Genomic DNA, 24060 nt, shown 5'->3' with positions numbered 1-24060 from the left:
TTTGGATTCCCTTTGCTTTGGGAAGAATCAATCACCATCTCCGTCAACATAGTCAATAGTAATGTTCAAAGCCTGCATCATGTCTAGTTTAGTGTAGATCACATTTTGCTGTAAAGCATCATAAGCTAAAATCATTTTAGCATTATCAGTATTGATCTGGTTTGAAAAACTATTGTTTAGCGTTGCGTTTACGGTAAATATAGTGGCAAACTGATTGTTGATAATCACGCTCAGATTTTGTCCGTTACGAACAGATTTAAGGTAATCCAAATAAGATGCTAAACCTTCACCAGTAGTCGATTTATTAAAGTGTTTTCCGTTAAAGAAATCTTGTGAAGCTTTGACTGCTGTGTTTAACAACTCTTTTGAAAGATCGTTTTTGTAAAAAGCCTCTACTTTCTCAGGGTATTTTACACCCCCAGAGAAAAGACCTGCAGGAATTCCAATTTTTCCTGCACGTACATTCTTCTCAAAGTTTTTTACAAATTTATTTGTAGTAATGCTTACTGAGCTGGTTACCGAAGTTCCGCTATTAGCAATATAAGTAGCTCTATAGCCTGTATTCCAGTCGGCAACTACAAGGTCTGCACTTGATTTTAAGCGCGTAACAACATCTGTTAAGTACTTTTTATATTTTGCTGCATTTACATTAGTAGTGTAGTGCGTCACTATTAATGCGTCAGTAGTATTTAATCCATTTATTAAATAATCTAAAGCAGGGAAACCTTGCTTGTCGAACTGAGATAATAATGCCAGATTGTATGTACCGGCAGTAACATTAGCCTCAATAGCTGTGGCATTAGTAGGGTAGCTGTTTGCGCTTTCTTTTAAGTTGATTTCTTCTGATTTACCAAAACTGTATATAGCAACATATTGATACGCTTTATAGGCCTCTATCCATGAGGCTCTTACCGCTAGAAGATTTGCTTCAGTTGAAACAGTATTGAAGGTATTGATATTAGTGGCTAATACTTCTATTTTAGCTTGGTAATTAACATAGCTAGGAATGATAATGTTGTCTGCCCAGTTTGTTAAAAGTAGCGTTCGGTTGTAATTATTACCATCCGTACTAGTTTCACTGCTGTCATTTGATGAACAAGCTGCGATAGTCAGTAAAGCACCAAGGAGTATAAATAGTTTTTTCATTTTAATAAATTTTGTGCAAAAATACAAAACCAATTGTACTTATTTGTATTAATTCTAAATTAATTTACTGTAGCAGCTTGTGTAACTGTGAATCCAAATTTAGTTGCAATTTGCGCTGATATGCTGTCTAATTTTGTTCCAAGAGTATCAATGTCCCAAAATCCATTTGTTCCGCTTACCATAGTAGCTAACATTGCATCAACTTCTGCTTTTGTAAAATAAGGTTTGTCCGTACCTGGTTTGTTCGTATATCGCAATGAAATTATAAAACCGTATGCTTCTGAAAGGGCGTGAAACGCTTTAGCACCTTTATCAGTAATTAATTTTCCTTTTCCTTCTTGAAGATAGAAAACAGCTCTAACTGCAGGAACTAATGCTAGTTTAGCTTTTATTATGTCAATTTGTGCATCACGTGTAGCGTAGTCATTAGCTACAATCGCTGCTCTACCTGTACGAAAAGCTAGGTTGATATCTGCTTTTACAGTATTAAAATCAGTATCAGCATTTACTTGATCGATGTAGCTACTCCAAAATTTTGTACCATCCACACCATAGATGTAACCGTAAGCCTCATCCCAAGTATGTTCCATTGTAGTATAGGTTTTACTATCTTCTAGAACTTTATTAGTGTTGTTTAGTCTATTTGCTCCTTCGTCTAATTTGTTTTTACTTAAATAGTTATTGACGATTTGATCCATAAAACAAGCTCCCATCATTCCTTTTAATAATACTTGTTGTGGTTCTAATCCATTGGCAGCAAACAATCTTTTGCTAGTTCCATCAAGATAGGAACCTGCTACACCTGCTGAAGCTGTTGTACCTAGACTTGCTGTATTTGCTAAAGTTAATTGAGTTTCAAAGAAAGATTGAACACTTACTTTTTCAGTAGTTGTTCCACCACCTAAAAATAATTGAAAGTAGTCTTTTGATGCTGCAGTTTTATCTTTTAATTGTTTTCCAGAAGTATTTAAAGCGATATTTTCAAAAGCGTTGTTGGTATTAGAATACATATTGCTTAAAAGGGTTTGACTTACAGCTGTTCCATTTGTAGCGGCAATTTTAATGCTATTTCCCATTTCCTCAAGCATAAGTAAACGACTACTTTGTCCAGAAAAGTCTACGGTTGTAGTACTACTTCTTTCAAAGGTGTACGTTGCTGGAACGCTATAATTAGGTTTTTGTTCTGTAGTATCATCATTTGAACATGAAGTGATTGTTAACGCTGTCAATAGTAACGTTGAGAGTAGAACTTTATTAAGTTTCATAACAGTTGTTTATTTAGATTGAATAAGAATAGTTTTGTGCAAATATATAACTCAATTTTAGAATTCCAAAACTTTGTTTAGAATTTTTCTAAATAATATTTATCGGTTGTGATTAAACAGTTGTACAAGGTGTTGTTATTGCTTAACGATGGAGGTTTTTAGAATATAAAGAAATTTATTTCCTAGTATACTCTAAGATTCAGTTAACAAGATTGTTGTAAATGTTTCTTAATTTTATTTAAAATTAATCTAAATAAGATTTTGTCGTTTAAATAAAAGCATATACTTTCGCTTAAGTTTAATTAATCTAAATAACAATACTATGAATAAAGCGCTTTTGAGAACATCATTATTTTTACTAATCGGTGGTTTAACATTCTCATGTAATAATGATGACGATAATTCAACCGATTCTAATGTCACTAAAAAACAGGTTGTAGCAAACTATGCTGCTATTGCTTACGCCAATTATAAACAAGCTTATGATGATGCTGTTGTTTTAGAAACAGCGATAAATACTTTTACGAATGCTCCAACTCAAGCTAATTTTGATACAGCTAAATCAAAATGGAAACAATCAAGAGAGAGTTACGGAACAACGGAAGCTTTTCGTTTTGCAAATGGCCCCATTGATGATGCAAATGGACCAGAAAGTTTAATGAATGCTTGGCCTTTGGATGAAAATTATATTGATTATGTAGAAGGAGCTACTGCTTCGGGGATTATTAATAACCCTATTTTGTTTCCCATCATTGATAAAGCATTTTTAGAAGCTGAAAATGAAAATGGTGGAGAAAAAAATATTAGCGTCGGTTATCATGCTATTGAGTTTTTACTTTGGGGACAGGATTTAACTGCTCCTTCTGAGAAAAAAGCAGGTTTACGACCTTATAGCGATTATGTTGTAGGTGGAACTGCCTCTAATCCATTACGTAGAGCAGCTTATTTAGAAGTTTGTGCTGATTTATTGACGGATAATTTAGATTATATGGTAAACCAATGGAAGGTAGACGGACCATATAGAAAAACGTTTTTAGCATTACCTGATGATCAAGCAATCAAGAATATTTACTTGGGAATAACAACGCTTGTTTCGGCTGAATTGCCTGTTGAGCGTATGTATGTTGCTTTAGGAAATGCAGATCAAGAAGATGAACATTCTTGTTTTAGTGATAATACACACAGAGATATTGCTTTGAATTTACAAGGTGTTATTAATGTTTACCAAGGAAAATATGGCATTATTGACGGTCCTTCGTTAGAAGATTTAGTGATGCAAGCTAATGTAGCTGTTTACAATGATACTAATGTGGCTGTAACTGCTTCCTTAAATAAAGTAGCAGCGATTATAACCCCATTTGATTTAGCCATTTCTGGTGGAATCGACTCTGTTGAAGGTGCTAAGGTTAACATGGCTGTACTAGCACTTAAAAACTTAGGCGCGAATTTATTGGCTGGAGCTGTAAAGATAGGAATTATTGTTAATGGGTAATTTAAGAATATTTGTATAATCTAAAGTGTTCTTGTTTTAAGGACACTTTTTTCTGTTTTAAAATAATGAAGAATAGTGTAAAGATTTTGTTTTTGTTAATTGGTTTTCAATTCTATAGCTGTACTAATAGTGATGATAAATACATTCCGCTTACTGCTGAAGAAGGGGAACAATACTCAGGAGGTGAAACTACCTTTTTTAATGCTACTGAAGAGGCTTTTGGTTTTTCGGCACCTAATTTGACTTTTGACGAACAAGGTGATTTTGGGATAGGGAATTCCTTTTTTCGTCAAAGCTGGGTTACAGCGCCGGCCTCTACAACCGCTAGAGATGGTTTAGGGCCTTTTTTTAATGCAGTTTCCTGTTCTGGATGCCATTTTAAAGATGGTCGAGGAAGGCCACCTTTAGTAGATGGTGAAACAGCACATGGTTTATTACTTCGTTTAAGTATTGATGGTGTTAATGCTAATGGTAGTTCTTTCTCAGACCCTGTCTATGGCGGACAAATGCAAGATAATGCCATTTTAGGACAAACTGTAAAAGGAAAATTTAACATTGTTTATCAGGACATAACGGAGGCTTTTGATGATGGTACGACGGTTGTACTTAAAAAACCTACTTATCAAATTAATAGTTTAGGTTACGGTGCATTTGCTTCAGGTATAAAAGTATCTCCTAGAGTAGCCAATCAAATGATCGGTTTAGGCTTATTAGAAGCAATTGATGAAAGCACATTACTTAAATGGGCAGATCCCAACGACAATAATAAGGACGGAATATCAGGAAAACTAAACTATGTTTACGACATTGCTTCAAATTCAAAAAAAATAGGGCGCTTTGGCTGGAAAGCAAATCAACCCAATGTTCGTCAGCAAGTAGCAGCTGCTTTTTCGGGTGATATCGGAATTACGTCTAGTTTATTTCCTAAAGAGAACTGTCCGCCTGGCGTAGATTGTGATGCAATAGCTAACGGAGGAACACCTGAAATCACAGACTCTAATCTAAATAAAGTAGCCTTATATTCGAGTACGCTTGCGGTTCCTGGTAGAAGAAATTACACAGAACAAAATGTTTTAGAGGGAAAGAAAATATTCGAAACAATTAATTGTACGAGTTGCCATATCGCTAAAGTACAAACCGGAAATACACATGCGATTATAGCCTTGCGCAATCAAACCATTAGACCTTATACGGATTTATTGTTGCATGATATGGGCGAAGGTTTAGCTGATAATGCTCCCGATTTTGAGGCTTCTGGTAGCGAATGGAGAACGCAGCCTTTGTGGGGAATTGGTTTGATCAATACCGTAAACAAGCATACTAATTTATTGCATGATGGTAGAGCTAGAAATGTTACCGAAGCGATTCTATGGCATGGTGGCGAAGCTCAGAAAGCAAAGGATAGCTTTAAAAAACTAGCTGCAACCGAGAGAAACAAGCTATTTGAATTTATAAATTCACTCTAGTAGTTTTATAAACTGAAAAAAGGGATTCTGATAGTTATCAGAATCCCTTTTTTGTTTTGAAATAGGTTTGAATAATTTTAAACTTCTAATTTATTTAATACTCAGATTCTTCTAGAACCAATTCTTCTTCAGGAATTGTTACTTTTAAAAGTAGATCAGTATCGATATTAAAATTTAATTCAGAAAGCATTTTGTATTCTCTTTGGAGTTTTTCAATTTCACTTTTCTCTTGCAGTAATCCAATCATGGTGGTATTTTTTCGGCAAATTTACGTTATACGATTAGAAAATAAGCAATAAAAATTGTTAAGATTGGGATTTAAAATTAAAGTACTATTTTTACCAAAAAAAACGTGCTTAACTATACCATTTACAAAAATCCAGTCAGTACCCAATGGGTAACTTTTGTGCATGGTGCAGGTGGAAGTTCATCGATTTGGTTCAAACAAATCAGAGATTTTCAAAAACAGTATAATGTGTTGTTATTGGATTTGCGCGGTCATGGAAATTCTAAATCCTCGCTAAAAACCGCTTTTAAACAAAAATATACTTTTTCGGCTCTTGCCAATGATATTCTGGAGGTTTTAGATTTTCTAAAAATTGAAAAATCACATTTTGTTGGAATTTCTTTAGGTACAATTCTAATCAGACAATTAGCAGAAATGCATCCGCAAAGGGTACAAAGCATGATACTTGGTGGAGCAATTTTAAAAATGAATTTTCGTTCCCAGATATTAATGCGTTTGGGTAATACGTTCAAGTATGTTTTGCCTTACTTGGTTTTATACCGATTCTTTGCCTTTGTGATTATGCCAAAAAAAAACCACAAACAATCGCGTATTCTTTTTATAAATGAGGCAAAGAAATTATACCATAAAGAATTTCTAAAATGGTTCAAACTTACAGCTGAAATTAACCCTATTCTTAAGTGGTTTCGTCAGGTCGAATTAAATATCCCTACGCTCTATGTTATGGGTGAAGAAGATTATATGTTTTTACCATCAGTGAGAAAAGTAGTCGAGAGTCATTATAGGTCCTCAAAATTATTTGTTGTGGTGAACTGTGGTCATGTGGTCAACGTGGAGCAACCTAATGTTTTTAACGATGCGGTTCTTTCTTTTTTGGGCGGAACTAAATAAAAAATGCCGGTACTCTATGAATACCGGCAGTTCTTTAACTAACCAAAACCAAATAATAAATAACCAGTTTATTACTATGCAAAGATGGCACAATTGCGGGTTGTTCATTGTTAAGTTTTTGTTATTAGTTTGTTGCACAAAAGTTAAGATTTGCACTTACTTTTTCGGTAAATTTTATTGGTCTCAAATAGAGTTTAAAACTATGTACTTTCAGTGCATCTAGCTTTAGCTTCTAAAAAATGTTAACACCGCAATTAGCAAATTTTAAAATAATTTATATAAAATAATTTGAGAATCTGCGGTAAATATTAGCAATACAACATACAGACTTTAAGTCTGACAACCAAATCTATGGACTTTAAGTCCATAGAGGTTTAGTTTTTATCTTGTAAAGCAAAAACTTTTTTAAGAGTGTCAGAAGTTCTGGCGTTTAAATTACTTCTTATATTTTTTTCTTCGACCGTAATCATTTTAAAAACACCATCAAGTGCTTTATTGGTAACGTAATCTGTAATATCTGGATTTATTTTAGATACGAGTGGAAGCGTATTGTATTTTGTAATAATGTTTGCCCAAACTACATCAGCACCAACTTTTCCAATAGAGGTTTGTACCACAGGACTGAACTTCATGTATAATGCGGTTGTTGTACTAGTTTGTAGATAATTGGTCGCGGAATTGTCAGCGCCTAACAAAATACTTTTAGCATCAGCGATGCTCATGTTTTTTATGGCAGAAACAAAAATTGGTGTAGCTTCTTTTACAGCATCTTCGGCAGCACGATTCAGTGCTTTTATTCCGTCGTCTGCTAAGCTGCTCATCCCCATTTTACGTAAAGTTTTGTCTACTCTAGCTAATTCCTCAGGCATTAATATTTTTACGGCTTCATTTTTATAAAATCCATCATCCTTTGTTAATTTAGAAACTTGCTCTGTAACTCCTTTGTTTAGCGCTTCTTTTAGTCCAGCAGCAATATTTAAACCTGAATTTGAACTGCTAATAGTAGCAGCTTTATCGGTAGCTTTTTTTAACAAATCTTTAAATTGCGCGGAACCAATTAAAGGAACCAACAATAACAGTAATACTAATTTTTTCATTTTTTTATAATTTATTGCCAAATTTAATCAATTCGACTTTGTTCTAAAATAGTTTTAACTTTTGTGATTTTATTAGAACCTAGTTAATAAAAAACTACCGTTTTATTGGAGTAAACCATCACTTTTCTTTCGGCATGTAGTTTTATGGCTCTTGCCAAAACAGTGCGCTCCAAATCTTTTCCTTTCATAATAAAATCATCTACAGAATTGATATGTGAAACCCTAGTGATGTCCTGCTCAATAATGGGGCCTTCATCTAGTTCTTCGGTAACGTAATGACTGGTGGCACCAATGATTTTTACTCCTCTTTTAAAAGCCGAATGATAGGGTTTAGCCCCAGGAAAAGCAGGTAAAAACGAATGATGAATATTGATGATTTTATTTTCGTACAGCGAAATCAAATCAGGTGTTATGATCTGCATGTAACGCGCTAGTACAATAAAATTGATTTCGTGTTTCTGGAGTAATTCAATCTGTTGTTTTTCACCTTCTGCCTTGTTGTCTTTAGTAAAAGGAACATGATAAAACGGAATGTTGAATTGATCAGCGATGGGTTTTAAGTCCATATGATTGGATATAATAAAAGGAATTTCCACATTCAATTCTCCGGCACTGTAGCGACCTAAAATATCATACAAACAATGATTGTATTTGGAAACAAACAAAGCCATTTTAGGTTTTACTTCCTTGTTGTAGAGATCCCAAGACATATCGAAATCAGTCGCAATGGTTTGCTGAAAATCGGCTATTATAGCTTCTACGCTGCTAGATGGATTTGTGAGTTCACTTTCAAGTCGCATAAAAAACACATTTTGCTCCACATCAACATGCTGGTCTAAATAAGTGATATTTCCTTCTACTTTCAGTATAAAATTAGTTACGGTTGCAATAATTCCTTTTTGATCTTTGCAATGAATAAGTAGGGTGATTTTTTGCATTATAGATGGTTCTTTGGGTGTTTTAAATTCTTTTTTTGGTAACAAAAAAAGTTTGGTTCTGATTTCCATGTTTCATAATAGCATATGAAATGAAAATCAAAACTAAACCATTTTGCTTAAAATAAAGAGATAAAAGATGTTTTAAATCTCTGGTTACCTCTGTTTTTTTGTGTGAATTTTAAATAGCATTGGTGTAAGCCAAAGAATTATATCTTTTTGTCCTGCAACGCAAAAACTCTTTGTAATAAAACAGAGGTTCTAGAGCTAAGATTTGTTCTGATGTTTTTTTCTTCGACAGCTACCATTTTAAAAACTCCATTCATTGCTTGATTCGTTACATAATCTGTCAAATCAGGGTTTACCTTATTTACCAGTGGAATGCTATTGTATTTAGTGATGATGTTCGTCCACACTTTATCAGCACCCACTTTAGTGAATGAATTTTTTATTACAGGATTAAACTTCCCGTATAAAGCAGTAGAAGTACTGTTTTGTAAATAATTAGTAGCTGAACTTTCGTTCCCCATCAAGATTCCTCTAGCATCTGCAAATGACATGCTGGTTACTGCGTTTATAAATATAGGAGTCGCTTCTTTTACCGCATCTTCTGCCGCACGATTCAATACTTTAAGACCTTCATCAGCCAAAGAGCTAAGACCAATGCTTCTTAATCCAGCATCTACTTTTCTCAATTCTTCCGGCAAAAGAATCTTCACCGCTTCATTTTTGTAAAAACCATCAGTGGCAGTCAACTTAGTTACTTGTTTAGAAATACCGTTATTCAGGGCTTCTTTCAACCCTCCTGAAATATCAAGAAAACCCGTGCCGTCCGTCTGTGGGAACTGATTCATGACCTGTTGCATCTCAGCGCAACCAAAAAGAGAAAATACCATTGTTAAAAGCAAAAATTTTTTCATATTCATCATTTTATTTGTTTACTTCAGCTTTGTTGCCATTTGGTTTCAGCCAAAAATACTACTTATTCAAATACGAAGCCATTAATTGTTTTTGGAGCATAAAGTTTAGGTTTTATTTAAGAAGCTGTTTATGTCAACTATAATGTTACTTTTTAGGTGATTTATATCAAAAAAACTGACTTATCTAGAGGAATATTTAATCGACTTAAATGAAGAAAGGGATTTAACCGATGCTAAATCCCTTTCTTATTGAAATTAAGATGAAGTACTATTTTTTTAATTCAAATTTTCCGCCTTGATTGCAGTAGATTAAATTAGAATTAGATTCGAATTTTTTATAACATGAATCTGCAGTTTTTTCGACTAATATGAAGTTGCTGTGGTAAGGAATGTAAATTAACTCAATCCCATTGTTTGTCGTTATAGTCGTTTTATCGTCAATAAAAATAAAATCAACTTCACCATTATCTTTATAAATCCATACTTTTGGTTTTGTAGGATCGTTAGAACTCAAGATACTTCCTTCTGAAGCATTTGTAAAGCGATCTACTTTTAATTTTCCAGTTTGTGTTTTTCCATTTTGCATTACACTACCGTTGATGTAAATATAATAAGCTGAATCATAGGTTAGGTTATCAACTTTTACACCAGAGTTTTTTGAATTAACGGTAATAAAGCTATCGATAGTAGCTTTCGCCTCTGTTGGCCACATACTGAACATTCCGGCACCTTGTTTAGCTGTTTCTAAATAGTCTAAAGACTTGTCGAAGTCGTTTAGAAGTAGTTGAGTAATTGATAGATTAAGGTAGATAACCTTGTTGTAATCTTTTGGTTTTATTTTTTTATATTCTTTACCTACATAAGTCAAATAAAATTTTTCCATTTCATTTAAGTATGTTCGATCTGTTGAATTAGTTTCCATCTTTTTTAAAAACTCATCTGTTTTAGTGTTAAATGCGGCAAGTTCAGTGAATTCTTCTGCTTTATCAAAAAAACCATAGTTAAAATCAATCTCTTTTTCGCTAATGATGATGTTATTATCAGTTAAATATTTATACCCGATATTATTTAGATCATTTGCTAAACTTATGTATGGTTTTCCATTATAAGTAGGAGAATATAACATAGCATTAGATCCTTTCTCATATAGTATTTCGTTATTTTTTCCTAAAACTAAATATTTGAAATCTCCATCTAATAAATATTGACCATTACTCGCTTTTTTATAAGTAGCGCCTTTGTATCCCATTAAAACTCTAACATCTGGATTAATGGTGTCTTTTTTAGAATAATCTTCGATAGTGTTTTTTGTTAGATTATTTTCATAGGTATTTTTTTTCTTGTTAGCAAAATCAGCGTTCCAAGTATCATCGCCTTGAATGATAATGTTGTAAGTCTTAATGTCTTTGAATAATTCAGATTTCGGAATGTTAATTTTAATTTTTTTCTTCTCTGTATCTGCTTTTTGAGCATAGGAAGCACTAGTAATTACAGTTAATAATAAGAATAAGGTGATTTTTTTCATGTTTTTTTGTTTCAAAAGTATAATTCTAATCAATGATTGTCAAATTTTTAGTATTATTTATAGTAAAAAGCAATAAATTTAATTTTAGTTTATATTTGATTAAGCCTGAGAAAATAGGTTTTATCATTAAACTTTAAATTAATACTCTTTTAATCTAGCAATTGGTATCTAGAAGTTATAATTAAGCTTTTATAATTATCAAAGTTGTATCTAATTATTTTGTTAACATAAAATAACGAAGGGGAAACAATCAGTAAAAAAAATTGTAAATTGCAGCACTAAAATTATCATATTCTCAAAATGAATCCACAAACACCCTATATCCCTAAGAATAAAGTAAGAATTGTTACTGCAGCCTCTCTTTTTGACGGTCACGATGCAGCCATAAACATCATGAGACGAATTATCCAATCTACAGGTGTTGAGGTAATTCATCTTGGTCATGATCGCAGTGTCGAAGAAGTGGTCAATACCGCTATTCAAGAAGATGCAAATGCGATTGCTTTGACGTCCTATCAAGGAGGTCATATGGAGTATTTTAAATACATGTATGATTTGCTTGTAGAAAAAGGAGCAGCGCACATTAAGATATTTGGCGGCGGTGGTGGAGTGATTCTGCCTTCTGAAATTGCTGAATTGCAAGCCTATGGGATTACCCGTATTTACGCGCCAGATGATGGTCGTTCTATGGGGTTACAAGGAATGATAAATGATTTGGTCGAGCGTTCCGATTTTCCAACAGGAGATAAGTTGACCAATGAATTAGAACAATTAGCATCAAAAAATCCAACAGCTATCGCCAGAATTATTTCTGCAGCTGAGAATTTTCCAGAAATAGCAAAACCCGCTTTGGATGCTATTCATAAAATGAATGAAACCTGCACTACACCAGTTCTTGGAATTACGGGAACAGGAGGCTCAGGAAAATCATCTTTGGTGGATGAGTTGGTTCGTCGTTTTCTAATCGATTTTCCAGAAAAAACGATTGGTTTGATTTCTGTAGATCCATCAAAACGAAAAACGGGAGGAGCACTTCTAGGAGACAGAATCCGAATGAATGCAATTAATAGTCCTAGAGTTTTTATGCGATCTTTGGCAACGCGTCAATCTAATTTGGCATTGTCAAAATATGTAGCAGAGGCAATCCAAGTGATCAAGGCTGCTAAGTATGATATTATCATTTTAGAGACTTCTGGTATTGGTCAATCGGATACGGAAATCATGGACCATTCTGATGTGTCATTATATGTTATGACACCTGAGTTTGGTGCTGCAACTCAATTGGAGAAAATCGACATGCTTGATTTTGCTGATTTAGTAGCATTAAATAAGTTTGACAAACGCGGAGCTTTAGATGCGATCCGAGACGTGAAAAAACAATACCAACGCAACCATAATCTATGGGATGTGAATCCTGATGAAATGCCTGTTTTCGGGACTATTGCTTCACAGTTCAATGACCCAGGAATGAATACGTTGTACAAAGCGATTATGGATAAGGTTGTTGAGAAAACAAATTCCGATTTGAAATCAACATTCGAAATCACTCGTGAAATGAGCGAGAAGATTTACGTTATTCCTCCACATAGAACCCGTTACCTATCTGAAATCGCCGAAAGTAATCGTCATTATGATGAAACTGCAGTGACTCAGGAACAAGTAGCTCAAAAATTATACGGTATTTTCAAAACTTTGGAAACAGTTTCAGGAAAAGTACCTGTTATTACAAAAGCTGGAATTGACGATTCATCCGTATTGCCAAGCGCTACAGAGCAACATGATGAACACAGAATTTTTCTGAACCTTTTACTGAATCAGTTTGATAAAGTAAAAATGGATTTAGATCCGTACAATTGGGAAATTATATTGACTTGGAATGAAAAAGTAAATAAATATAAAAATCCTATTTATACTTTTAAAGTGCGTGATAGAGAAATAAAAATGGCGACACATACTGAGTCCCTTTCTCATTCTCAAATCCCGAAAATTGCCTTACCAAAGTACCAAGCTTGGGGAGATATTCTACGTTGGTGTTTACAGGAAAATGTCCCGGGAGAATTTCCTTTTACCGCAGGTTTATATCCTTTTAAACGTGAAGGAGAAGATCCTTCTCGTATGTTTGCAGGTGAAGGTGGGCCAGAAAGGACAAACAAACGTTTTCATTACGTAAGTGCAGGATTGCCGGCAAAACGATTGTCCACCGCTTTTGACAGTGTGACATTATATGGGAATGATCCTCACATCCGTCCTGATATTTACGGAAAAATCGGGAATGCTGGAGTTTCTATCTGTTGTTTGGATGATGCTAAAAAATTGTATTCTGGTTTTGATTTGGTTCATGCCATGACATCAGTAAGTATGACTATCAATGGGCCAGCACCTATGTTGTTAGGTTTTTTCATGAATGCCGCCATCGATCAACAATGCGAATATTATATTAAGGAAAACGGTTTAGAAAAAGAAGTTGCCGTAAAAATCAATGCTATATATAAAGGAAAAGGGGTCGAAAGACCACATTATCAAGGTGATTTACCGGCTGGAAATAGCGGTTTAGGATTGATGCTTTTGGGTGTGACTGGAGATCAGGTTTTACCTATGGATGTTTATAATGAAATAAAAGCGAGAACCTTGTCACAAGTTCGTGGAACGGTTCAAGCAGATATTTTAAAAGAAGATCAGGCACAAAACACTTGTATTTTCTCTACTGAATTTGCGTTGCGTTTAATGGGTGATGTTCAGGAATATTTCATAACTAAAAACGTAAGGAACTTTTATTCGGTTTCAATTTCAGGATATCACATTGCCGAAGCAGGTGCAAATCCAATTACACAATTAGCATTCACTCTTTCAAATGGATTTACGTATGTAGAATACTATTTGAGTCGCGGAATGAGTATCAACGATTTCGGACCTAACTTATCTTTCTTCTTTTCGAATGGAGTAGATCCTGAATATGCAGTTATTGGTCGTGTAGCACGTAAAATTTGGGCGAAAGCCATGAAAAATAAATATGGTGCTAACGAACGCGCTCAAATGTTGAAATACCATATTCAAACATCAGGTCGTTCTTTACACGCACAAGAAATTGATTTCAATGATATTCGTACGACTTTACAAGCCTTGTACGCGATTTATGATAACTGTAATTCATTGCATACGAATGCTTATGATGAAGCGATTACTACGCCAACGGAAGAATCAGTGCGTCGTGCGATGGCAATTCAGTTGATTATCAATAAAGAATTAGGTCTAGCCAAAAATGAAAATCCAATTCAAGGTGCTTTTATCATCGAAGAATTAACGGATTTGGTTGAAGCTGCCGTATTATTAGAATTCGATAGAATCACTGAGCGTGGTGGTGTTCTAGGTGCTATGGAAACCATGTACCAACGTTCTAAAATTCAAGAAGAGAGTTTGTATTATGAAACGTTGAAACATACAGGGGAATTTCCAATCATTGGAGTGAATACGTTCTTGAGTTCTAAAGGGTCTCCAACGGTGATTCCTGCTGAGGTGATTCGGGCTACTGAAGAAGAGAAGCAATACCAAATCACGATGTTGGATAATTTGCACAAAGCAAATCATGACAAAGTAGATGAGATTTTGAATACGATTCAAGAAGCAGCTATTAATAACGAAAACTTATTCGATCATTTAATGGAAGCGACTAAGGTTTGTTCTTTGGGACAAATCACTGCTGCATTATTTGAAGTAGGTGGACAATATAGAAGAAATATGTAAGCAGAAAACCACTTTTTGCAGAGCAAAAAAGGGTGTGAATCGCTTATCCCGATGTTCAATCGGGATCTTTTCTAGCGAAAAAAGTGTGTAAATCGTTTATTCCGCGGACTATCGGGATCTCGTAAAAAAAAAGAGTTTAGAAAAGGTTGTCAATACTTACAAGAAGAAAAAAAATGCGGAAGATATTTTCCGCATTTTTTTTGTCTTATTTATTTAGAGTATTTGTTGGTGCTTTCCTTCTTTAATCTCTTCAACAATTTTTTTATTGAAAGCATCTAAGTCATCAGGGTTTCGGCTCGTAACAAGACCATTGTCTACAACTACTTCTAAATTATGCCATTCTGCGCCGGCATTTATTAAATCTACTTTTATAGAAGGATAGGAGGTCATTTTTCGTCCTTTCACTAGTCCGGCACTAATTAAAATTTGTGGACCGTGACAGATTGCGGCTACTGGTTTTCCCGCTTTAAAAAATTCTTTTATAAAATGCAAGGCGCTATCATTTGTACGCAGTATATCTGGATTAATAACTCCACCGGGTAAAACTAAAGCGTCATAATCAGCAGCTTTAACATTTTTTAATTCTTGATCAACTTTATAATCTTTTCCCCAGTCAGTAGAAGCCCATGATTTTATGCTTCCGTTTTCTGGACTCACAATTTCGGCTTTCCAACCTTGTTTTTCTAGATATTCTTTAGGGGAACTTAATTCAACTTCTTCAAATCCGTTTGTGGCTAAAATAGCTATTCTCTTTTCCATAATTTGTAATTGTAATTTTTATTATTACTTTAAAATTACAACTTATATGCAGGGACAAGTCATAAAGAGGTATTAAAATAAACATAATTTTGTTCAAGCTGTTTTGACAAAACATGTCCTTTAATGGAATAATTTACTTTATCCCGGATATTTTTAAATACCCAATATGCAAAACGTCTTCGTGCAGTTCTGTTTCTGATTTGGTTATTTTTATGGAATATTTTTCTTTGAGTTGACTATCCAAGATGTCAGTTACCTTATAAATGTCGTCAATATCGATTCCGTATTTTTCGTCGATATGTGAGACGCCGGCACCCTTAAAACCACAATGCTTGTAAAATGTGGTTTTTCTGGACTTCTTGGAGGCGAGCCCTAAAGATGTAGCAACGGTTAGCATTTTGTAATGGTACTCTTCAAACTCGTTTTCCTTATAACCGCCTAAGTTGATAAAAAACAAATGGTCTAAATTGGTATTTTCAGCGGATTCTTTAGTTATAATTTCAATCGAAAAATTGTCCGCGACTGAAACTTCGCGCCAAGCATCGATATGGATTTTTCCTTTGGCCTCGGGCCAAAAAGCTTTCATTTCTGGGATCAAATCTTTTAGGGAAGCTCCAATTCCAAAGAAAATATCATGTTGTTCCGTAAGTCGTCCAGCCGGCGTGCAGCCTAGCATAACCATGTGTAATTTTAGTTTTTTTTCCATGTTTCAATGCTGTGTTTTTTTTACAATATAAATTTTGGCATAGTTAATGAATATACGGAAATAAGAAACCCCTTAAATTTAAAAAAATGAAAAAGATAATTACACTTTTAGCCATTGCAGGAATTTTTACTTTGCAAAGTTGTACAACAACAGGTAGTTTTGAAGTTGCACCTATTACACCTATTGCGACCACTGAAGTTTTTGAAGTAACTACTTCATTCAGTTCGACTAATAATTACAGTAGATTGGTGACCTTTAATCCTCCAATTTATTCTTCAGATGTGGTTTTGACCTATCGATTATCTGGCGTTAACTCACAGGGAGATTTGTGGGAATTATTACCAGAAACCTACTATTTTAATAATGGAGCATTGGATTTTGGTTTTAGATTTGATTATACCAATCGCGATGTAAATATTTATATGATTGGTAACGATTTACAATCTGTGTCTACTAATTTTAGGATAAATCAGGTAATTAGAATTGTTGTTGTTCCCGCAAGTTTTGCTAATTCAATAAACAAAAATAGTTATTCAGATGTGATTACGGCCTTAAACATAAAGGACAACCAAATTCAGAAAATTGATCTTTAAAAAAGAAAATAGGGAAACTGAGAGGTGTCCTTATTTTACATCAAAATAAAAAGCGAAGCGCTAATGCTGCTACTGTTTTAAAATCTAATTGGTGTTTAAGACCAGTTATAAATACTTTGGAATCTAAATATAATGATTCAAAATGTGACTTTGGTACGATTAATGATTAGAAAATATTAATAGAACAAACTATTTTTAATAAATATACCCATGAAAAAAATAATTACACTTTTAGGCATTTTTGGAGCGATACTATTTTCGAGTTGTACAGGACCAGAAGGGCCTCCAGGATATGACGGGCTTGATGGACAAAATGGCCAGGACGGATTGATTGCAGAAGTTTTTGAAGTGGGGCCTGACTTTACCTTAGCAAATGGTTATAAAGTTACATATGCATTAAATCCAAAGATTTATTCAGGAGGTAATCTTTTGATTTATGAATTAATTAATACTAATGGAGGAATCGATACTTGGGCATTATTACCACAAATTTATTATTTTGCAGGAGGTACGGCACAATATAATTATAATTTCTCCTTTGACCAATTTACCATTTTGATTGATGCAAACTTTGATCGAGCTCAATTACCAACTAGTTTTAGATTGGGTAAAACATTCAGAGTTGTTATTATTCCTGGGGATGATGGGGTAAATACAAATAAATCAGTAATTAAACCAGATTATTCAGACTACAACGCTGTTATTAAAAGATATAATATTGATGATAGTAATGTTAAAAAAAGAAATTAAAAAGTATATTGAATTCATAAAAAAAAAGGAAATCGCAAGATTTCCTTTTTTTTTGCTTAATCTCCACTTATTAGAAGGAGGTAGTCATTCTTTGGATTAGATATTACGTTCAGAATCTTCTCCTTTATTCATTCTCAATGACACTATTATTCCACTTAAAAGAGCAACGGCTATAAAAACTAAAGAACCCCACTCTGGAATATCAATAAGTTCATGGAGTAACATTTTAAGGCCTACAAAACTTAATATGGCAATTAGACTATATTCTAAATAGCTGAATTTTTCAAGCATATTGGCCAAAAAGAAATACATAGAACGCAATCCTAAAATGGCAAAAATATTAGAACTAAAAACTAAAAATGGATCGCTTGTAATGGCGAGAATTGCAGGAACGCTATCAATGGCGAATACAACATCCATGACTTCAATAACAACTAATGCCACAAATAAAGGAGTGGCAGCAGTGATGTGCCGTCTTTTTACAAAAAAATGTTCTTTATCGATATGATTTGAAATGGGAATTAACTTTTTTAGGCTTTTATATACAAATGATTTTTTAGGTTCAAATTTTTCTTCGCCATTTGTAAATAGCATTTTCATTGCGGTGAAAATTAGGAAGAAGCCAAAAAGATAGGTGGCCCAAAAGAATTTATGAATCAATAAAACACCAAAAAATATCATCAATCCTCTAAAAACGATGGCGCCCAATATGCCCCAGAATAAAACTCTATGTTGGTATTTTTGCGGAATCTTAAATGCCGAAAATATAATAGCAATTACAAATATGTTATCTACACTTAAAGACAGTTCGATTAAATATCCAGTAATGAATTTTATCGATGCGGCAAGAGGTTTCAGTTCGTCTGGGTTAGAAATGTAATCATTAGCATATATCCAGTAAATAACCCCAGAAAAGAGAAAAGAAAGTGTCACCCAAATTATTGTCCATTTGGTAGCCTCTTTTGTACTAATAATGTGAGGGGTTTTATTAAAAACGCCTAAATCCAGTGCGAGAATTATAAAAACGATAACAAAGAAAGAAATCCAGACCATCATAAATTAAGTTATTTATAGTTTTACAAAGATACTTTTTGATTGCGAACTTTGAGATTTATTCATAGAAACTTGAATTTTAGTGTAAATAGAGCCTTCTAGTTTTGTTGAAATATCAATTTGAAAATATATGAGCCTAAAATTAAGAGGTTGTCATTAAAACAGGGTATTTTTAAGAAAACAGCAATTTAAGTGGTTTTACCCTAAAAAATTAGAGGTAAAATTTTATAAAAACATTATTTGAATTATATTTGCACCTCAATAATAGGGGTTTAATTTTTTAAATATAATTTTTATGTCAACAATACGATTCCAAGCTTTGAGAGAAGCTTCAACTAGAAAACCAATTAAATTTGAAGAAACTGGAAGAAAATCAATTCTTTTCGGTTCAAATGTGTTTAATGATAAAGCGATGAAGCAGTATTTAACTTCAGATGCTTTTAAGGGAGTTCAAGGTGCGGTGCAGCATGGAACTAAAATAGACAGAAAATTAGCAGACTATATTGCAATGGGTATGAAAGAATGGGCCTTGTCTAAAGGAGTAACTCATTACACACACTGGTTTCAACCATTGACAGGGGCTACTGCTGAGAAACATGATGCTTTCTTTGAAACTTCATATGATGGTAGTGATCCAGTAGAAAAATTTGGAGGAGCACAATTAGTGCAGCAAGAACCAGATGCCTCTAGTTTCCCTAATGGAGGAATTAGAAATACTTTTGAAGCAAGAGGATATACAGCTTGGGATCCTACATCTCCAGCATTCATTTTTGGAACTACATTATGTATTCCAACGGTTTTTATCTCTTACACAGGAGAAGCTTTAGATTATAAAACACCTTTATTGCGCGCTTTGCAGGTTATGGATGAAGCAGCTACTGAGGTATGTAAATATTTTGATAAAAATGTAAAAAAAGTTACTGCAACTCTAGGATGGGAACAAGAATATTTCTTGATTGACAGAGCGTTAGCACTTTCTCGTCCAGACCTTATGATGACGGGTAGAACTTTATTAGGACATACATCAGCTAAAGGACAACAATTAGACGACCATTATTTTGGTTCAATTCCTACTCGTGCCCTTACTTATATGAGAGATCTTGAGCAAGAATGCATGTTGCTTGGAATACCAGTAAAAACACGTCACAATGAAGTAGCACCAAATCAATTTGAGTTGGCACCTATTTTTGAAGAAACAAACCTTGCTGTTGATCACAACTGTTTGTTGATGGACGTAATGGAAAAAGTAGCAGAGCGTCATGATTTGAAAGTTTTATTTCATGAAAAACCATTTAAAGGAGTGAACGGTTCAGGGAAACATAATAACTGGTCATTGGCAACAGATACAGGTGTAAACTTGTTGAGTCCAAGTAAAACGCCAATGAGCAATTTGCAGTTTTTGACTTTCTTTATCAATACTATAAAAGCAGTAAATGACAATGAAGCTTTGTTAAGAGGAGCTATTGCAACTGCGGGTAATGATCATAGATTAGGAGCAAATGAAGCGCCTCCAGCAATTATCTCTGTATTTATTGGAGAACAATTGACTAAAGTATTAGCTGAATTAGAAGGTGTAACAGCGGGTAAATTATCTCCAGAAGAAAAAACAGATTTAAAATTAAATGTAGTAGGTAAAATTCCTGATGTTCTTTTAGATAATACAGACAGAAATAGAACTTCACCATTTGCTTTTACGGGAAATAAATTTGAGTTTAGAGCGGTAGGTTCTAATTCAAACTGTTCTAATTCAATGACTACCTTGAATGCGATTGTTGCAAAACAATTAAGAGATTTCAAGAAAGAGGTTGACGCTTTGATTGAGTCTAAAGACATGAAGAAAGACGATGCGATTTTCAATGTTTTGAGGGAGTATATCAAACATTCTAAAAAAATCCTTTTTGAAGGAGATGGATATAGCGAAGCATGGGAAATAGAAGCCGGGAAAAGAGGATTGAGTAACTTCAAAACGACTCCGCTAGCTTTGAAAGCAAGAGCATCTAAACAAGCATTAGATTTGTTTTCTGATCTTGGAATCATGAATCATATTGAAGTTGAAGCGCGTTACGAAATTGAATTAGAAGAGTATACTAAGAAAATTCAAATTGAAGGTAGAGTTTTAGGAGACATTGCAACAAACCACGTAATTCCAACTGCTATTCGTTACCAAAACACTTTGATTGAAAATGTGAGTGGGTTGAAAAATATCTTTGGAGCTGATTTTGAAAAAGTAGCTAAAGAACAAATTATTTTAATCAAAGAGATTTCTAGACATATCGAAGGAATAAATTCTAAGGTAGTAGAGATGACTAACGAAAGAAAGAAAGCGAATGTATTGACTGATGGTCAAGAAATGGCTGAAGCATACTGTGATGAAGTAAAACCATACTTTGAAGTGATTCGTGAGCATTGTGATAAACTAGAGCTTTTAGTTGACAATGAACTATGGACTTTAACTAAATACAGAGAGTTGTTGTTTACGAAATAGTAGACAAACAATCTTAATATTAGAAATGCCTATCCGTTTTGGATAGGCATTTTTTTATGGAGTCAAATTAGTAAATAAATGATTATTCCTTTTCTTGAAATAAATATTTTGCTTGAAGACAGGGTTTAGTGAAGTCTTACTTTTTCGAGACTCTTATTTTAAGATCAATATTTATCGTTATTAAATAGGTAAAACATTAATACTAATAAGTAGTCCTAGTTCATTTATTCAGAGCCTTTTTGTTTGTGTAAATAATGATTTTATGACAGAGCCGTTTTAGGGAACAGTAGTTTAAAGGCAAAATTTTTAAGTTTTTACTTGCTAATATTATAATGTGACTCATGTTAAATATGTATATAATATTGTGTTTGTCTTCGAATTGGTGATGGAATAGAATTTTTCTTACAATCATTTTTAAAAAACTTGTATTTTATCGATATAGGGTTGCGTTTCATCGAAAAATAGGTTAATTGTCTTAAAAACAGGTGTTTATATTATTAAATTTCTAAATACATTTTCTATCTTTGATATGTAGTAATCAAATAAGGGTAGTTATTTATACTAAAATCCTTGTTATTTATTACGTAAAAAAAGGATAACCCATATCACTTTTTAGAACCTACATAATAACTTGTATTAATAACCAATTAAATATATGTATTATGAAAAAAGTAGTTTTATGCATCTCAGCGATGCTATTGTCAGCGGTTGGATTTTCTCAAAACAATCAAAGTGACATCGAGCAACAAGGAAGACACAATGAAATCAAAGTTCTTCAAGACGGAAAGAAAAATATGTCTGATGTAACACAAGGCGGTCGCAATAATTTTGCGAAGGTTGATCAGGATGGTAACAACAATGATGCGACCATATGGCAATTTGGAAGAGACAATAGTGCTACAATCAATCAAACAGGTAACAATGATACCGCAAGTATTACCCAAGAATGTGATAGTAAGGACAATACAGTAGTAATTAATCAAAATGGTGATAGTGGTGATGATTGTCCAACTTGTAACATAGTGAATCCATGCCAATCCGGTGACTGTGGCGGCGAGTATGGTGACGATGGAGAACATCAAGGTGGTGATGACAGAGTAGCCTCCACTACTAGAGGAGGATCTGGATACGGTAATGGTAGTGGTCATAATGATGCTTCGATTGATCAAGATGGTGATCATAACAAAGCTCGTATTGATCAATCTGGTAAAGGTAACGATGCTTCAATTGTACAAGATGGTGAACATAACAAAGCTAAAATAGACCAATGTGGTAAAGATAACACTGCTATGATTGATCAAGACGGAGATTATAACAAAGCTGAGATCAATCAAAGTGGTAGAGGTCTTTATGCAAATATTGAGCAAGATGGTTGTAGACTTGATTCTACAATTGAACAATATGGTAGAAATAATGACGCACATACTGTTCAAAGAGGTTGGGATCAAACTAGTACTATTGCACAATGTGGACAAGATAACATGGCTTATGTAAAACAAAGAAACTAACATAAACTTTTATTATAGGTGGGGTTAATTAAATAATCCCACCTATAATTTTTTATAAAGAGGTTAGTTTTGATTATTAATTTACGTTTAAACCTTAAATAAAAATTAAATTTTTTGTTTGACTAAAGCAGTAATATAACAACTATAATCTTTAATAAATTCTAATTCTTTTAAATAATTATTAATCTAGAAGTCATGGAAGCAATAAAAAATATCTATCTATTTGTGTTAGTACTTTTATGCTCATTCCTTGTAAATGCTCAAGAAATGGAATCCAATAATGCTACTGCAATTACTAAGTTGTTGAATAAAGAAACTATTACGCTAGGGAATATTGGGTTAGATAACGTTAAATCTAATACGAGTTATCTATTAAACCGCAATATCGTTCAAATTTCTCAAATGGGAAATGCTAATGAAGTAGATTTACATATTCGTAGTTCTAAGTCCAAGTTAGTAATATTTCAAGATGGATCTAATAATAGTTTAGAAGTTTATAAAGATGCAAAACAATTAAATCAAACTATAGTGCAGTCTGGTAAAAATAATTTTATCAGTGATGTTTCAGCTTACTATGGTAAATCTATTGATATGGTTATAAACCAAGAGGGGAATAATTTAAAATTTGTCAATAGTGGAACAAATTCAATATCCAAAGATTTAAAAATTACGCAACAAGGAAATTCTGGAAGTGTATTTATATTTAATTATTAGACTATGAAATATTTATTATCAAGCAGCTGTATCGGCATTTTTTTAATTTTTAATATTCAAGCTGCATTCTCACAGGAGGAATATAAGGAAGTTACGGCCAAGATCGAAGTTGAAAAAGTAGAAGATGCTTTGTCTATAACAGGAATGGTTGAGAATTTAAAATCAGAATATAAAAACATATCTTTTGAACTCGCAGTTCAAAAGAAAAACACTTCAAATACTAATTCAGCCATTAATAAGCAAAGTGGTCGCTTTACTTTAGAACCTTTAAAAAAAATATCGCTTTCAAGTACCAAAATCAACGTAAGTAAAGAGGATCAAATCATTATTTCATTATTTATTTATAATGAAAAAGACATTCTCATCGGAAAAGACAGAATTGTTGTCGAAAATGAAAAAAAAAAGATTATTTGAAAGACGGGAGTTTGAAACTTAATAATGGACTTGAGATGATGGGGATTATTTCAAATGATACCAAAACAAAATTAGGAAATGATTTTTATGATCTCTTTTATAAAGAATTCACCAAGTTAAAGATAGGTGCTGGTAAAATCGTTGTGATTCAGGAGGAGTTAACATTTGGAAGGACAACAAAAATTATGGTAATTGTGGAAGGAGAAGTTATAGCTGAATTTATAACTAAACCAGATGAAGAATATTTACAAGAGGCTGCAGAATACTCTGCTTCAGAAGTTTTTAAGTATTTTAAAAAATTGGAAAGTCAAAGTAAAAGTATTTTTCAATATTAATATTCGTAAAGATTTTAC

At 33.4% G+C, this 24060-nt stretch carries 21 protein-coding genes; 11 read left to right on the top strand and 10 right to left on the bottom strand.

What is annotated here, in order from left to right:
* Positions 1-27: 27 nt before the first annotated feature.
* Together BMW63_RS08300 and BMW63_RS08295 are read right to left on the bottom strand one after the other, a co-directional pair.
* Positions 28-1146, bottom strand: coding sequence for an imelysin family protein (locus BMW63_RS08300; RefSeq protein ID WP_074722992.1), 1119 nt, complete (start codon positions 1144-1146; stop codon positions 28-30).
* A 59-nt stretch (positions 1147-1205) separates the two neighbouring features.
* Positions 1206-2411, bottom strand: coding sequence for a DUF4856 domain-containing protein (locus tag BMW63_RS08295; RefSeq protein WP_074722991.1), 1206 nt, complete (start codon positions 2409-2411; stop codon positions 1206-1208).
* Positions 2412-2733: 322 nt separating this feature from the next.
* On the opposite strand from BMW63_RS08295, the gene BMW63_RS08290 reads away from it, so the two are divergent.
* A complete protein-coding gene (locus BMW63_RS08290; protein WP_074722990.1) occupies positions 2734-3903 on the top strand; it encodes an imelysin family protein in 1170 nt (389 codons plus the stop codon).
* Positions 3904-3968: 65 nt separating this feature from the next.
* Positions 3969-5369 carry a di-heme oxidoreductase family protein gene (locus BMW63_RS08285; protein ID WP_074722989.1) on the top strand — a complete coding sequence of 467 codons (1401 nt, stop codon included), beginning with the start codon at positions 3969-3971 and terminating at the stop codon, positions 5367-5369.
* A gap of 94 nt (positions 5370-5463) precedes the next feature.
* Here BMW63_RS08285 and BMW63_RS18115 read toward each other — a convergent pair whose 3' ends face one another.
* Positions 5464-5616, bottom strand: a complete 153-nt coding sequence (locus BMW63_RS18115) for a hypothetical protein (protein WP_175460271.1) — start codon at positions 5614-5616, stop codon at positions 5464-5466.
* Positions 5617-5721: 105 nt separating this feature from the next.
* Between BMW63_RS18115 and BMW63_RS08280 the strand changes: the two genes are divergently transcribed.
* Positions 5722-6507, top strand: coding sequence for an alpha/beta fold hydrolase (locus BMW63_RS08280; protein ID WP_074722988.1), 786 nt, complete (start codon positions 5722-5724; stop codon positions 6505-6507).
* A 374-nt stretch (positions 6508-6881) separates the two neighbouring features.
* Here BMW63_RS08280 and BMW63_RS08275 read toward each other — a convergent pair whose 3' ends face one another.
* From BMW63_RS08275 to BMW63_RS08260, 4 genes are all read right to left on the bottom strand, one after another.
* The gene (locus BMW63_RS08275; protein WP_074722987.1) at positions 6882-7604 is read right to left on the bottom strand and encodes a DUF4197 domain-containing protein; all 723 of its coding nucleotides are present in this window, start codon (positions 7602-7604) and stop codon (positions 6882-6884) included.
* Between the two features lie 83 nt (positions 7605-7687).
* Positions 7688-8542 carry a formyltetrahydrofolate deformylase gene (gene purU, locus BMW63_RS08270; protein ID WP_074723035.1) on the bottom strand — a complete coding sequence of 285 codons (855 nt, stop codon included), beginning with the start codon at positions 8540-8542 and terminating at the stop codon, positions 7688-7690.
* Between the two features lie 206 nt (positions 8543-8748).
* Entirely contained in the window at positions 8749-9459 is a 711-nt protein-coding gene (locus tag BMW63_RS08265; RefSeq protein WP_074723034.1) for a DUF4197 domain-containing protein, read from the bottom strand.
* Between the two features lie 268 nt (positions 9460-9727).
* On the bottom strand, positions 9728-10984 hold the full coding sequence (locus BMW63_RS08260; RefSeq protein ID WP_074722986.1) for a hypothetical protein: 1257 nt from the start codon (positions 10982-10984) through the stop codon (positions 9728-9730).
* Positions 10985-11284: 300 nt separating this feature from the next.
* On the opposite strand from BMW63_RS08260, the gene BMW63_RS08255 reads away from it, so the two are divergent.
* Complete coding sequence (locus tag BMW63_RS08255; RefSeq protein ID WP_074722985.1) at positions 11285-14725, top strand: methylmalonyl-CoA mutase family protein; 3441 nt, start codon at positions 11285-11287, stop codon at positions 14723-14725.
* A 213-nt stretch (positions 14726-14938) separates the two neighbouring features.
* Here BMW63_RS08255 and BMW63_RS08250 read toward each other — a convergent pair whose 3' ends face one another.
* A complete protein-coding gene (locus BMW63_RS08250) occupies positions 14939-15484 on the bottom strand; it encodes a type 1 glutamine amidotransferase domain-containing protein (RefSeq protein ID WP_074722984.1) in 546 nt (181 codons plus the stop codon).
* A gap of 133 nt (positions 15485-15617) precedes the next feature.
* A complete protein-coding gene (locus tag BMW63_RS08245) occupies positions 15618-16190 on the bottom strand; it encodes a DUF1543 domain-containing protein (protein ID WP_074722983.1) in 573 nt (190 codons plus the stop codon).
* An 86-nt stretch (positions 16191-16276) separates the two neighbouring features.
* Between BMW63_RS08245 and BMW63_RS08240 the strand changes: the two genes are divergently transcribed.
* Entirely contained in the window at positions 16277-16783 is a 507-nt protein-coding gene (locus BMW63_RS08240; protein ID WP_074722982.1) for a hypothetical protein, read from the top strand.
* 210 nt (positions 16784-16993) lie between these two features.
* Positions 16994-17533: a hypothetical protein gene (locus tag BMW63_RS08235; RefSeq protein WP_074722981.1), complete on the top strand. Its 540-nt coding sequence runs from the start codon at positions 16994-16996 to the stop codon at positions 17531-17533.
* Between the two features lie 96 nt (positions 17534-17629).
* On the opposite strand, the gene BMW63_RS08230 is transcribed toward BMW63_RS08235, so the two are convergent.
* Positions 17630-18589 carry a TerC family protein gene (locus BMW63_RS08230; RefSeq protein WP_074722980.1) on the bottom strand — a complete coding sequence of 320 codons (960 nt, stop codon included), beginning with the start codon at positions 18587-18589 and terminating at the stop codon, positions 17630-17632.
* Between the two features lie 292 nt (positions 18590-18881).
* Here BMW63_RS08230 and BMW63_RS08225 point away from each other — a divergent pair, with 292 nt between their 5' ends.
* From BMW63_RS08225 to BMW63_RS08205, 5 genes are all read left to right on the top strand, one after another.
* The gene (locus BMW63_RS08225) at positions 18882-21071 is read left to right on the top strand and encodes a glutamine synthetase III family protein (RefSeq protein ID WP_074722979.1); all 2190 of its coding nucleotides are present in this window, start codon (positions 18882-18884) and stop codon (positions 21069-21071) included.
* 662 nt (positions 21072-21733) lie between these two features.
* Positions 21734-22579, top strand: a complete 846-nt coding sequence (locus BMW63_RS08220; RefSeq protein ID WP_074722978.1) for a hypothetical protein — start codon at positions 21734-21736, stop codon at positions 22577-22579.
* Between the two features lie 195 nt (positions 22580-22774).
* The gene (locus BMW63_RS08215; protein ID WP_074722977.1) at positions 22775-23293 is read left to right on the top strand and encodes a hypothetical protein; all 519 of its coding nucleotides are present in this window, start codon (positions 22775-22777) and stop codon (positions 23291-23293) included.
* Between the two features lie 3 nt (positions 23294-23296).
* Positions 23297-23707 carry a hypothetical protein gene (locus tag BMW63_RS08210; protein WP_074722976.1) on the top strand — a complete coding sequence of 137 codons (411 nt, stop codon included), beginning with the start codon at positions 23297-23299 and terminating at the stop codon, positions 23705-23707.
* Positions 23704-24042, top strand: a complete 339-nt coding sequence (locus BMW63_RS08205) for a CsgE family curli-type amyloid fiber assembly protein (RefSeq protein WP_139174217.1) — start codon at positions 23704-23706, stop codon at positions 24040-24042. The genes BMW63_RS08210 and BMW63_RS08205 overlap by 4 nt, the downstream gene beginning before the upstream one ends.
* Positions 24043-24060: the final 18 nt, after the last annotated feature.

Origin of the sequence: Flavobacterium frigoris (genome assembly GCF_900111075.1) — a bacterium.
In the GTDB taxonomy this organism is placed as follows: Bacteria; Bacteroidota; Bacteroidia; order Flavobacteriales; family Flavobacteriaceae; genus Flavobacterium; species Flavobacterium frigoris.
Note: the sequence above shows the minus strand (reverse complement) of the source record. Positions and strands in the feature narration are given on the sequence as shown.